9 protein-coding genes are annotated in these 13,439 nt (G+C 61.3%); 7 read left to right on the top strand and 2 right to left on the bottom strand.

Features of this window, described 5'->3' with window-relative positions; all coding sequences use genetic code 11:
- Position 1 precedes the first annotated feature (1 nt).
- The 4 genes from AB2L51_RS04915 (at position 2) to AB2L51_RS04900 (ending at position 9,347) form a co-directional block, all read left to right on the top strand.
- On the top strand, positions 2-1,447 hold the full coding sequence (locus tag AB2L51_RS04915; RefSeq protein ID WP_395581551.1) for an NAD(P)-dependent oxidoreductase: 1,446 nt from the start codon (positions 2-4) through the stop codon (positions 1,445-1,447).
- Positions 1,447-6,003, top strand: coding sequence for a glutamate synthase large subunit (gltB, locus tag AB2L51_RS04910; RefSeq protein ID WP_395581552.1), 4,557 nt, complete (start codon positions 1,447-1,449; stop codon positions 6,001-6,003). Before AB2L51_RS04915 ends, gltB begins: the two co-directional genes overlap by 1 nt.
- 133 nt (positions 6,004-6,136) lie before the next feature.
- On the top strand, positions 6,137-7,993 hold the full coding sequence (locus AB2L51_RS04905; RefSeq protein WP_395581553.1) for a M3 family oligoendopeptidase: 1,857 nt from the start codon (positions 6,137-6,139) through the stop codon (positions 7,991-7,993).
- On the top strand, positions 7,983-9,347 hold the full coding sequence (locus AB2L51_RS04900; protein WP_395581554.1) for an ABC1 kinase family protein: 1,365 nt from the start codon (positions 7,983-7,985) through the stop codon (positions 9,345-9,347). Before AB2L51_RS04905 ends, AB2L51_RS04900 begins: the two co-directional genes overlap by 11 nt.
- A gap of 90 nt (positions 9,348-9,437) precedes the next feature.
- Here AB2L51_RS04900 and AB2L51_RS04895 read toward each other — a convergent pair whose 3' ends face one another.
- Positions 9,438-10,028, bottom strand: coding sequence for a hypothetical protein (locus tag AB2L51_RS04895; protein ID WP_395581555.1), 591 nt, complete (start codon positions 10,026-10,028; stop codon positions 9,438-9,440).
- A gap of 242 nt (positions 10,029-10,270) precedes the next feature.
- On the opposite strand from AB2L51_RS04895, the gene ispH reads away from it, so the two are divergent.
- From ispH to rnhA, 3 genes are read left to right on the top strand one after another with little or no spacing between them, the layout of a single operon-like run.
- Entirely contained in the window at positions 10,271-11,272 is a 1,002-nt protein-coding gene (ispH, locus tag AB2L51_RS04890; protein ID WP_086645653.1) for a 4-hydroxy-3-methylbut-2-enyl diphosphate reductase, read from the top strand.
- Between the two features lie 9 nt (positions 11,273-11,281).
- A complete protein-coding gene (locus AB2L51_RS04885; RefSeq protein WP_395581556.1) occupies positions 11,282-12,256 on the top strand; it encodes a homoserine kinase in 975 nt (324 codons plus the stop codon).
- Positions 12,246-12,734, top strand: coding sequence for a ribonuclease HI (gene rnhA / locus AB2L51_RS04880; RefSeq protein ID WP_395581557.1), 489 nt, complete (start codon positions 12,246-12,248; stop codon positions 12,732-12,734). Before AB2L51_RS04885 ends, rnhA begins: the two co-directional genes overlap by 11 nt.
- 99 nt (positions 12,735-12,833) lie before the next feature.
- Here rnhA and AB2L51_RS04875 read toward each other — a convergent pair.
- The coding region (locus tag AB2L51_RS04875; protein ID WP_400920946.1) for an OmpA family protein at positions 12,834-13,439 on the bottom strand (606 nt) is incomplete at its 5' end.

Raw genomic sequence — 13,439 nt, 5'->3', positions numbered from 1 at the left:
TATGACAACCAAGATGCTGAAATTTGTCTCCGTTTCGCAAAAGCAGCCACAAAAACGCACGGCGGCTGAGCGGCGGACGGATTTTGACGAAATTTACGATGACTTTAAGCCAGAGCAGGCCACCGAACAGGCTAGCCGCTGCTCGCAGTGTGGTGTTCCGTTCTGCTCTGTTCACTGCCCGCTGGGGAACAACATTCCCGACTGGCTGATGCTCACGGCGCAGGGGCGGCTGGAGGAAGCTTATGGCGTATCCTCCGCCACCAACACCTTCCCCGAAATCTGTGGCCGTATCTGCCCGCAGGATCGCCTGTGCGAAGGAAGCTGCGTGATCGAACCGGGGTTCGAGAGCGTGACCATTGGCGCGGTTGAGCGGTTTGTAACGGACACGGCGTTTGAAAACGGCTGGGTCAAGCCGGTCAGCCCCCTGCGTGAGCGCGCCGAATCCGTAGGGATTGTAGGGGCTGGCCCGGCGGGGCTGGCTGCGGCAGACCAGTTGCGTGCGCAGGGTTATCAGGTCCATGTCTATGACCGGTATGACCGCGTGGGCGGCCTGCTGGTGTATGGTATTCCCGGCTTCAAGCTTGAAAAGCATATTGTGGCCCGCAGGCATGAACTGCTGGCGGAGGGCGGTGTTGTCTTCCATCTGGGGCAGGGTATTGGCAACGGTCCGGGCGAGTTGTCCTTTGCCGAACTGCGTGGGCGGCATAATGCGGTGCTGATCGCAACAGGCGTGTACAAGTCCCGCGCAATTGGTGGCCCCGGTGCGGGCCTGGCCGGGATTGAAAAGGCGCTGGATTACCTGACCGCCTCCAACCGTCGCTCCCTTGGGGATGTCCTGCCCGATGAGGCGCAGGCGCTGGATGCCGCAGGTAAAAACGTGGTGGTGCTGGGCGGTGGTGACACGGCCATGGACTGCGTGCGCACGGCCATCCGTCAGGGTGCCAAATCGGTGCGCTGCCTCTACCGCCGCGACCGCGCCAACATGCCCGGCTCCACGCGTGAGGTGAAGAACGCGGAAGAAGAAGGCGTGCAGTTTGAATGGCTGGCCGCCCCCGAAGCTTTTCTGGGCGACACCCACGTAACAGGTGTGCGCGCATCCCGCATGAAGCTGGGCCTGCCCGATGCCTCGGGCCGCCAGTCGGTGGAGCCGCTGGAAGGGTCTTCCTTTACGCTGGAAGCGGATCTGGTGATCGCAGCCCTCGGCTTTGACCCCGAACCCCTGCCGCAGTTGTGGGATGAGCCCGCTCTGGCGGCATCGCGCTGGGGTACGCTCAAGGTGGGCCAGAAAAGCTTCATGACCTCGCTGCCCGGTGTGTTTGCAGCAGGGGATATTGTGCGTGGGGCCAGTCTGGTCGTGTGGGCGATCAAGGACGGGCGGGAAGCCGCCCAGAGCATCCATGAGTGGATCAGGGCTGATGCAATGGCTCGTACGGCGGAGCAGGGATAATGGATATGGAACAGTTTTCGCACACTGTTTCCGCTGAAAGCGGTGAAGAGTTTCTCAAGGCGTGGGACGCCAACGTGCAGGCGCTGGATGGGCTGTATGACCCGGCGGATGAGCGCGATTCCTGCGGTGTGGGCCTTGTGGCGGCACTGGACGGCAAGCGTCGGCGTGAGGTGGTGGAAGCCGGTATTGCCGCGCTTAAAGCCATCTGGCACCGTGGCGCGGTTGATGCCGATGGCAAAACGGGCGACGGCGCGGGCATTCATGTAGAAATCCCGCAGGAGTTTTTTGCTGACGCCATCACCAGCACGGGCGACCGCCCGAGCGATGGCCCCATTGCCGTGGGGCAGGTGTTTTTGCCCAAGACCGATTTTGTGGCGCAGGAACAGTGCCGCCAGATTATCGAAACCCAGATTCTGGCCTTTGGCTACGGCATTTACGGCTGGCGTCAGGTGCCGATCGACACCTCCTGCATTGGTGAAAAAGCCAATGCAACCCGGCCCGAAATCGAGCAGATCCTTATCCGCAACCTGCCGGGCAAAACGGAGGAAGCGTTTGAGCGCGACCTCTACGTTATTCGCCGCCGGATAGAAAAGGCCGCCATTGCGGCGCAGGTGGACCTGTATATCTGCTCGCTCTCCTGCCGTTCCCTTATCTATAAGGGCATGTTCCTTGCCGAGCATCTGACCGAGTTCTACCCGGATCTGCTGGATGCGCGTTTTGTCAGCCGCTTTGCCATTTACCACCAGCGGTATTCGACCAACACATTCCCCACATGGAAGCTGGCTCAGCCGTTCCGCCGTCTTGCCCATAATGGTGAAATCAACACCATTTCGGGCAACATCAACTGGATGAAAAGCCACGAAACACGGCTGTCTCATCCGGATCTGGACCCGTGGATGGCGGACATCAAGCCGCTGGTGCAGGCTGGTGGGTCGGATACGGCCACGCTGGATAACGTGTTTGAACTGCTGACCTTTGGCGGGCGGGATGCGCCCGCTGCCAAGGCGCTGATGATCCCCGCCAGCGTGGGCGGCAATGCGACCATGAAGCCCGAACACCGGGACATGTTCACCTACTGCAACGCGGTTATGGAACCGTGGGACGGCCCCGCCGCCCTGTGTGCGACCGATGGCCGCTGGGTTGTGGCCGGGCTGGACCGCTCCGGCCTGCGCCCGCTGCGCTATACGGTGACAACGGATAACCTGCTGATTGTGGGCTCCGAAACCGGTATGGTGCGCGTGCCTGAAAACGCCATTGTCAGCCGTGGCCGCCTTGGCCCGGGCGAGATGATTGGCGTGGATCTGGACGACGCCAAACTCTACGGTAACAGCGCCCTGCTGGATGTGCTGTCCTCCCGTCAGGATTTTTCTGACTGGATCAAACGCACCCAGAAGATCGGCCATCTTGTCCGCTCTGAAGTGACCGAGCCGGTTTACTACACGGGCGATGAGCTGCGCCGCCGCCAGCTGGCCGTCGGCACTACGCTGGAAGAGCTGGAAACCCTGCTCCACCCGATGGTGGAAGACGCGAGCGAAGCCATTGGCTCCATGGGGGATGATACACCTCTGGCTGTGCTTTCGCCCCGTTACCGCGGCCTGTCGCACTATTTCCGCCAGATGTTCAGTCAGGTGACCAACCCGCCCATCGACAGCCTGCGTGAATCGGGAGTGATGAGCCTTGCCACGCGTCTGGGCAACCTTGGCAACATTCTCGACCAGTCGGCCGAACAGTGCGACATGCTGCAACTGCCCAGCCCGGTTCTGACCTCGGGTGAGTATGAGGCCCTGCGCGGCTTCTGCGGCACGTCCGCCAGCGTGATTGACTGCACCTTCCCCGCAAAGGATGGTGAGGCCGGTCTGCGTGAGGCCATTGCCCGCATCCGCCGCGAAGCGGAGGAAAGCGTGCGGGGTGGCTGCACCCATGTCTTCCTGACGGATGAAGGCCAGTCCCCCGACCGGGCTTCCATCCCCATGATTCTGGCCACCGGAGCCGTGCATACGCATCTGGTGCGGACGTCCCTGCGCACCTTCACGTCGCTGAACGTGCGCACCTCCACAGCGCTGGATGTGCATGCCATTGCCGTGACCATTGGTGTGGGGGCCACAACGGTTAACCCGTATCTGGCGCAGGAAAGCATTGCTGATCGCCATCGCCGTGGCCTGTTTGGCAGCCGCAGCCTGCGTGAATGCATGGAGCGCTACCGCAAGGCAGTGGACAAGGGTCTGCTCAAGATCATGTCCAAAATGGGTATTTCCATTGTGGCGTCCTACCGTGGTGGCTGCAATTTTGAAGCCGTGGGCCTGTCCCGCGCGCTTACGGCGGAGTTCTTCCCCGGTATGCCTTCGCGCATTTCCGGTATTGGCCTGTCGGGTATTGCCCGCAACGCGCTCAGCTTCCACGAGCAGGCATGGGGGTCTGCTTCCGCGCTGACCCTGCCGGTTGGCGGGCTGTACAAACTGCGCCGCAGTGGGGAGCAGCACGCATTTGATGGCGGGCTGATCCATATGCTCCAGACCGCCGTGGCAACAGACAGCTTTACCATCTACCAGCGTTATGCCGATGCCGTGCGTGCCCAGCCGCCCGTGGCCCTGCGTGACCTGCTCGACTTCCGCGAAGGGCGTACGCCCATTCCGGTAGAAGAGGTGGAAAGCATTACGCAACTGCGTAAACGCCTGATCTCGCCTGCCATCTCGCTCGGCGCACTCAGCCCTGAAGCGCATGAGACCCTCTCCATCGCCATGAACCGGATTGGCGCGAAATCCGATTCCGGTGAGGGTGGGGAAGACCCGGCACGCGCCAGGCCACGCCCGAATGGGGATAACGCATCCTCCGCCATCAAACAGGTGGCGTCTGGCCGCTTTGGGGTGACCGCGCAGTATCTGAACGACTGCCGCGAACTGGAAATCAAGGTGGCTCAGGGTGCCAAGCCGGGTGAGGGCGGGCAGTTGCCCGGCTTCAAGGTGACCGAGCTTATTGCCAAGCTGCGCCATGCAACGCCGGGGGTCACGCTGATTTCCCCGCCGCCGCACCACGATATTTATTCCATCGAGGATCTGGCCCAGCTTATTTATGACCTCAAGCAGATTAACCCCGATGCCAGCGTAACCGTTAAACTGGTAGCCCGTTCGGGTATTGGCACCATTGCCGCAGGTGTGGCCAAGGCCAAGGCCGACGCCATTCTTATTTCCGGCCATTCCGGTGGCACGGGGGCAAGCCCGGTCAGCTCCATCAAATACGCAGGTCTGCCGTGGGAGCTGGGGCTGGCGGAAACGCATCAGGTTCTCATGCTCAACCGTCTGCGCCACCGCGTGCGCCTGCGTGCCGATGGTGGCATCAAGACCGGGCGTGATGTGGTGATCGCCGCCATGCTGGGTGCGGAAGAGTTTGGTATTGGCACGGCCAGCCTTGTGGCCATGGGCTGCATTATGGTGCGCCAGTGCCACTCCAACACCTGCCCGGTTGGCGTGTGCTCGCAGGACCCGGCCATGCGCGCCAAGTTTGAAGGCACGCCGGAAAAGGTGATCAACCTGTTCTCGTTCATTGCGGAGGATGTGCGGAACATTCTGGCCTCTCTCGGCTTCCGTACGCTGAACGAGATTATTGGCCGCACGGACCTGCTGCGTCAGGTTTCCCGCGGGGCGGATTATCTGGACGATCTGGACCTGAACTCCCTGCTTTCGCAGGCAGATCCGGGGCCGTTTGCCCGTTACTGCACGCTTGAAGGCCGTAACGAGGTGCCCGACACGCTGGACGCGCAGATGATCAACGATGCCCGTCCGCTGTTTGACCATGGTGAGAAAATGCAGCTGCACTATAATGTGCAGAACACCCAGCGCGCCATTGGCACGCGCATTTCCTCTCTCATCGTGCGCCAGTTCGGCATGAAAACGCTGGCTCCGGGCCACCTGACCGTGCGCCTGCGTGGTTCGGCCGGGCAGTCCCTTGGGGCGTTTGCGGTGCAGGGCCTCAAGCTGGAAGTGCTGGGCGATGCAAACGACTATGTGGGTAAGGGCCTCTCGGGCGCGACCATTACGGTTCGTCCGTCTCCGTCCTCCACGCTTGTGTCCAACAAGAACGCCATTATTGGTAACACGGTGCTGTATGGGGCTACGGCGGGCGAACTGTATGCCGCAGGGCAGGCGGGCGAACGCTTTGCCGTACGGAACTCTGGCGCTACGGCGGTTGTTGAAGGCTGCGGTTCCAACTGCTGCGAATACATGACCGGCGGTACCGTTGTGGTGCTGGGTGAAGTGGGCGACAACTTTGGCGCAGGCTTTACCGGCGGCATGGCCTTTGTGCTGGACAGCAACGGGGGCTTTACCAAGCGCATCAACCCCGAATCTCTGCTGTGGTCGCGTGTAACCGACCCCAGATGGGCCGAAAGCCTGCGCGCTCTGGTGGAACGCCATGTGGAGGAGACCGGCTCGGCCTATGCCTCCATGCTGCTGCATAAGTGGGATGAGGTTCTGCCCCAGTTCTGGCAGATCGTGCCCCGGGACTACGCCAGAATCATCGGCTTTGATGTTGAGGGCGCAGAGCAGGCCAAATCGGCCTGAACCAGCCTTTACAGGGCATGCGGGCACAAAACGGGCGGGGGCTTATGGCTCCCGCCCGTTTTGTCGTTCCGGTGCCCTGTCTTTGCATGCAAGGGCTCTCGCCTCTGGTGGATTTGCGCGGTAGAGTGGGGGCATGGAACATACCGCGCATTTTTCCCGTTCGCTGTCACTTCCGCTTATGGCGGCGGAAGCCGGACCTGCCCCTTCCTCCGACCAGAGCGCTGCTGCCCTGCCGCGCTGGGACCTGTCGGCCCTGTACGCGGGCATGGACGACCCGCAACTGGAGGCCGATCTGGCGGGAGCTGCCGCGGCCGCCAAAAGCTTTGCCAAGCTGTATCAGGGTCGCCTGAACAGCCTGGACGGCGGGCAACTGGCGCAGGCCATGAGCGAGTTTGAAGAGATCGAGGAAAAACTGGGCCGGGCTGGCTCCTATGCCTCGCTGCTGTTTGCTGCGGATTCGTCCAACCCGTCCATCAGCCGCTTCAGCCAGTCCATTAACGAACGGCTGACCGATATTTCCGCCGACCTTCTGTTCTTCGGGCTGGAACTCAACCGGCTGGAAGAGGCCGACCTTCAGGCCAAAATGGATGACCCCGCTCTTGCCCGCTGGCAGCCTTACCTGCGCGACGTGCGCATGTACCGCCCCCACCAGCTTGGCGATGACGTGGAAAAAGTGCTGCTGGAAAAATCCGTAACCGGCGCGCAGGCATGGTGCCGCCTGTTTGATGAAACCATAGCCGCCCTGCGGGTTACGGTAGACGGGCAGACCATGACGGTGGGCGATGCGCTTAACCGCCTGTCCGATACAGACCGAGGGGTGCGTGAGCGCGCAGGCAAGGCCGTGGGGGGCGTGTTTGAAGGGAATGTCCGCCTGTTTGCGCTCATTACCAACACGCTGGCCAAGGACAAATCCATATCCGACGGGTTGCGGCATTATGCCCGCCCCACATCCTCGCGCAATCTGTCCAATATGGTGGAAGATGGCGTGGTGGATGCGCTGGTTTCAGCCGTACGCACGGATTATCCGCGTCTGTCCCACCGTTATTATGCGCTCAAGGCCAAATGGATGGGGCTGGACAAGCTGGAGCACTGGGACCGCAACGCTCCTCTGCCCGGCTGCGAGGACCGCCAGATTCCGTGGACCGAGGCCAAAGCCATTGTGCAGAAGGCGTATGACGGGTTTGACCCGCGCATGGGCAAGGTGATCAACACCTTCCTGACCAGTCCGTGGATTGATGTGCCACCCGCTCCGGGCAAGTCCCCCGGCGCGTTTGCCCACCCCACCGTGCCGTCGGCCCATCCGTATATCCTGCTCAACTACCACGGCCGCATTCGCGATGTGATGACGCTGGCGCACGAACTGGGGCACGGCGTGCATCAGGTTCTGGCGACAAAGCAGGGTTATCTGATGTCCGACACCCCGCTCACGCTGGCCGAAACCGCCAGTGTGTTTGGTGAGATGCTGACCTTCCAGTCCCTTCTGGACGGGGAAAAGGACCCCGCCCGCCGCCGCCTGCTGCTGGCTGGCAAGGTGGAGGATATGCTGAACACGGTGGTGCGCCAGATTGCGTTCTACGAGTTTGAAACCCGCGTGCATGACGAGCGGAAAAAAGGTGAACTCCTGCCCGAACGGATTGGTGAAATCTGGCGCGCTGTCCAGACCGAAAGCCTTGGTCCGGCCTTTAACTTTACCCCCGATTACGATGTGTTCTGGGCGTATATCCCGCACTTTATCCATTCCCCCTTCTATGTGTATGCCTATGCGTTCGGGGATTGTCTGGTAAACGCGCTGTACAAGGTGTTCAGCGAAGGGGCTCCGGGTTTTCAGGATAAATACATCGCCATGCTGGAAGCCGGTGGCACGCTGCGCCACAAGGACCTGCTGGCTCCCTTCGGACTGGATGCTTCGGACCCCGGTTTCTGGCGCAAGGGGCTGGATGTGATTTCCGGCTTTATTGACCAGTTGGAGCAGGCAGAGCATGGCGCGTGATCTTGATAACTCCGGCATGTTCGGGGAGTTGCGGCGTATGGTGCAGACCACCGGCACGGTGGGGGGCATTGCCGCACGTATGGCCGGGCATAAAATGGGAATCCGCACCACGGGCCTGACCCACGCGGAAGACCTTAAATCCGTGCTGGGGGGGCTTAAAGGCCCGCTCATGAAGGCAGCACAGCTTCTGGCCACCATACCCGGCGCATTGCCTGAAGAATATGCGGAGGAACTGGCCCAGCTCCAGTCCAACGCGCCCCCAATGGGCTGGAACTTTGTGCGTCGTCGCATGACGGCGGAACTTGGAGCGGGGTGGGAGAAAAACTTTCGCGCCTTTGGCAAGGAGGCCGCCGCTGCGGCCAGCCTTGGGCAGGTGCATCAGGCCATTCTGGCCGATGGCCGCCGTGTGGCCTGCAAACTCCAGTACCCGGACATGAACTCGGCGGTGGAGGCGGACCTCAAGCAGTTCCGCATGGCCATTGGCGTTTACCACAAGCTCGACAATGCCATCCGCCAGGATGATGTGGTGGAAGAACTGGCCGAACGCCTGCGTGAAGAACTGGATTACCGGCGTGAAGCTGCCAATATGCGCCTCTATCACGCCATTTTGCGCGACTGTCCGGATGTCACCGTGCCGCTGCCGGTAGATGAGCTGAGTACCCGCCGCCTGCTGACCATGGAATGGGTGGCAGGCCAGAACCTGAATGCCGCCATCAAGGCCGGGCTTTCAGACGAGCAGAAAAAGAAAATTGCCCGTGCCCTGTTCCGGGGCTGGTACGTGCCACTCTACCAGTATGGTGTCGTGCATGGCGACCCGCATATGGGCAACTTTACCGTGCGTGAGGATGGCGGGCTGAACCTGCTGGATTTTGGGGCTATCCGCATTTTCCGGCCTTCGTTCATCAAGGGCAATATCGACCTGTACAACGCTCTGCGCACGAAGGACGAGGATCTGGCAGCCCATGCGTACGCGGCATGGGGCTTCAAGGACCTCTCGCGCGAGAAGGTGCGTGTGCTCAATGAATGGGCAAGCCTGCTTTATGCCCCGCTCATGGATAACCGCGAGCGCTACATTCAGGAGGAGAACACCCCTGAACACGGGCGCGAGGTGCTGAGCCGCGTGCATGAAGGGCTGCAGAAAACAGGGGGTGTGCGCCTGCCGCGAGAATTTGTGCTGGTGGACCGCTCGGCCATAGGGCTGGGGTCGGTATTCATGCGGCTCAAGGTTAAAATGAACTGGAGCGAACTGTTCCACGAAATTGTGGAAGGGTTTGATGAGCAGGCCCTGACCGACCGGCAGAACGCCGCCATAAAAGAGGCCCGCTTCCCCCCCGATGCGCCGCCAGCAACCTAACGGGCGGGCAGGGCGTTACAGGTAGCAAAGGCCGGGTGCACAAGGGCGGGGTGCACAAGGGCAGATATTTCCCTGCACACCCTGACGGGTTCAGTACGCTTTATAGGTCGTCTGCTTGAGGTGCGTCTGGTTATATTCAAGCTGGCGCGGGCTTAGCTGGAATCCCACCTCGAACCGGTAGTCGGAATCGACATTGCGGGGGGTGATCGGCAGGTCGATCGTGACCACCTTGCTGGTGGTGTCAAACGTTGCAAGGTTGGCCGGGAACGTCACGGTGTGGCGGAAGATGTGCTTGTTCACAATCCGGTCCCCATGCAGCACGGCAATAAACCACGGTATGTTCAGTGTCTCGGTAGAGGAGGCTGGGCCGCGTTCAACGGTAATGTGCAGTACGACTCGGGTCTTCAGGTCCTTGGGGCCACCCGCGGAGCATTCGCCCTCCAGCTTGACAATACTGGCCCGTGCCACCAGATCACCAAAACCGGTGCCTTTCCCGTTATACAGGTAGTAGTCTGCGGCCTCGGAAGGGATATGTGTCACGGGGCAGGCAGGCGCGAACTCCATGGAGGCGCTTTCTCCGCCACTGCAGGCCGCCAGAGTTGTCAGCAGGCCCATGGCCAGTGCGCCACAGGCGGTTACGCGGGGGAGCTGGTGGCGCAGGCGGGTAAGATCATAAGGCATGGAGTGATCCGGCATTATAAGGGGTGGAGGAACAAAAATAGGTGACGCACCAACCCGCAACGCTCGGCAGCGCGCGTGTTTCACGTCTTGAATGCTGCAAAACGGGTTGCATCACATGCGTCCTTTGCGTAGGCCACAACTGCCACGGCCTTTACCGGGTTTCGGGCGTAGCCTGTTTTCAGTATGCGTCTTCATAGCCAGTTATCTTCTCTATACAGTCCGCTGCAACTTTGGGGAACACCATGCCCGATCAAACTGACACCCTGACCACCACCCAGACCGCGGATACGCAGCATGGCCGCTCACTCAAGGTCCTTCTGGCTGGCCCGCGCGGCTTTTGTGCCGGGGTGGACCGCGCCATCCGTGTGGTGGAGGAAGCCATTCGCCGTTACGGCGCGCCGGTCTATGTCCGACACGAGATCGTTCATAACCGCACCGTCGTAGAGGAGCTGGAGGCACAGGGCGCCATCTTTGTGGAGGAACTGGACGAAGTTCCCGCAGATGGTCACGTTGTTTTTTCCGCCCATGGCGTGCCCAAGACCGTACCGGCCGAAGCCGAGCGCCGCAATCTTCTGTATCTGGATGCCACATGCCCGCTGGTGTCCAAGGTCCACCGCGAGGCCGAGCGCCATTATGCCGCAGGTGGCCCGGAAAGCCGCCATATTCTCATGATCGGTCATGCCGGTCACCCCGAGGTTGTGGGCACTATGGGCCAGCTCCCCGCCGGGGCCGTAACCCTGATTAACGATGCAGACGAAGCCCGCAGCGTGCAGCCTGCGGACCCGAGCATGCTGGCGTTTATTACCCAGACCACCCTCTCGGTTGATGATACGGCAGAAATCGTGGACATCCTGCGTGAGCGCTTCCCCCTGATCGAAGGGCCAAAGCGCGAGGATATCTGCTACGCCACCACCAACCGGCAGGAAGCGGTCAAGACCATAGCCCCCGAATGCGATCTGGTTATTGTGATTGGTTCGCCCAACTCCTCCAACTCCCAGCGGCTGCGCGAAGTGGCCGAACGCTCCGGCGCTGCCCGTGCCCTGCTGGTACCCCGTCTGGATGCGCTGGACTGGTCCGTGCTTGATGGCGTGGGTACGCTGGGCATTACGGCGGGTGCCTCCGCACCGGAAGCACTGGTGCAGGAAATGCTGGCAGAAATGGCCAAGCGTTATACCCTGTGCATTGAAGAACGGATCGTGAAGGAAGAAAACGTAACGTTCCGTCTTCCCGCACCCTTGGGCTAAAGGTGGTTTATGGCCGTTTACACGGACGTTAGCGACGAGGCGCTACAGGACTTTCTGGCAGATTTTGCCATTGGGGATCTGGTGTCGTTTCGTGGCATTGCCGAGGGGGTGGAAAACACCAACTTCCAGCTGCGTACAACCGAGGGGGATTTTATTCTCACTCTGTACGAAAAGCGGGTGAATGCGCGCGAACTGCCCTGGTTTCTGGGGCTGATGCAGCACCTTGCGCGGGAAGGGGTTACCTGCCCGCAGCCGGTAGCAGACCGGAGGGGGGAAACGCTAAAAACCCTTGCGGGCCGTCCTGCGGCCATTACCACGTTTTTACCCGGTGTCTGGCCGCGTACGGTGCGGGGCGAGCATTGCCGCCCTCTCGGGCGTGCGCTGGCGCAACTGCATGCGGCAGGCCGGTCCTATGCACCTGAGCGCGCCAATGCGCTGGGGCCAACCGCATGGGCGCCTCTGCTGCAAAGCTGCGCGGGTGGGGCCAACACGGTGCAGCCGGGTTTGCAGGCGGAACTGGAGCAGGCCCTTGCCCGTATTGTGCCCGCATGGCCGGGCCACGATGGCAACCCAACCCTGCCGCGTGGGCAAATTCATGCCGACCTGTTCCCCGATAACGTGTTTTTCCTCAACCACGGTGTATCGGGACTGATTGATTTCTATTTTGCCTGCACGGACTATCTTGCATACGACGTGGCCATCTGCCTGAACGCATGGTGCTTCCAGCCCGATGGCGCGTTTAACGTGACCTTCGCCCGCCAGATGCTGCTAGGGTATGAAGAGGTGCGGAAGCTTGATGATGCCGAGTGCCGTGCCATGCCGGTTCTGGCGCAGGGTGCGGCCATGCGCTTTTTGCTGACCCGGCTGTACGACTGGATCAACACCCCGGCCGATGCGCTGGTCACACCCAAAAACCCGCTGGATTACCTCAAGCGGCTCAGGTTCCATCTGGCAACGCAGACGGTGGGTGGTTATGGACTCTGACCTTTCTTCCCCAACCGCGGAAAACCGGATGCAGGTTGAAATCTGGACAGATGGCGGATGCAAGCCCAACCCCGGCCCCGGCGGCTGGGGAGTGTTGCTGCGCTGCAGGGGCGTTGAACGCGAACTCTCGGGCGGGGAACTGGCAACCACCAATAACCGCATGGAACTGACAGCCGCCGCCGAGGCGCTGGAAGCACTGACCAAGCCCTGCACCGTTAACCTGCATACCGATAGCGAATATGTGCGGAACGGCATTACGCGCTGGCATACGGGCTGGGTCCGCCGTAACTGGCGCAACGCGGCGGGGGACCCGGTTGCCAACATGGATTTGTGGCGGCGCCTGCTGGATGCGGCCAAACCGCATGATGTATCATGGCACTGGGTCAAGGGCCACTCTGGCGTGCCGGAGAACGAACTGGTGGACCAGTTGGCCACACAGGCCCGTATCCGCATGGAAGAGCTCAAAGCAGGCGTGTAATTCCGCCTGCTTGTCCCCTTTACCTGACAATCTGGATGGTTTGTGTATTACCCCCGGTCTGCCGGGGGTGGCCAGTGCGCCGTTGCGGCTTATGCCGCGTTATGGCTCCATGTCAGACTGATAAATATCAATATAGTCCTGTGGCGCATCCGGCTTGGCGTTCTGGGGCTGACCAATAACCCGTACATAAATTCTGGTCGAAGGCGTTCCGCCGTTCATCAGTACGCTCCGCGCGGCCAGACCGCGGGCAAGAGCCATGCGCCGTGGAAGCGAAGGATCATCCGCTGCGCCTGAACTATAGGCATCCACAAGCGCGCGCACATGCGGCTTGTACGCAAGGTTCTGCCCGAATGCCAGAATGGCCTGATGCGTTTCGGGGTTAAGGTCGGCCGAGCCGGGGGCAAATGTCAGCCGGATACCACCGGGAATGGGCGTGAGGGTGCCGGTAGCCTGAAGCTGCACGGTAGGCTGCGGCGGAATGGGGAAAGGGTGCACCTCCACATCGGATGGCGGTGGAGTAAGCTGCGGCACGCCCGGTGGTGCATTGGGGATGGTGGCGTCAGGGAGGGGACGTGCCGGGGCAGGGGTGGTAACCGGCACTTGTGCCTGCGTGGCGCTGGCCCCACCCGCAGGAGCAGGAGCAGGAGCAGGAGCAGGAGCAGGAGCAGGAGCAGGAGCAGGAGCAGGAGCAGGAGCAGGAGCAGG

Source organism: Acetobacter fabarum (assembly GCF_040702925.2).
In the GTDB taxonomy this organism is placed as follows: domain Bacteria; phylum Pseudomonadota; class Alphaproteobacteria; order Acetobacterales; family Acetobacteraceae; genus Acetobacter; species Acetobacter fabarum_B.
The sequence above is the reverse complement of the archived record's forward strand: the minus strand, read 5'-3'. Positions and strand labels throughout refer to the sequence as shown.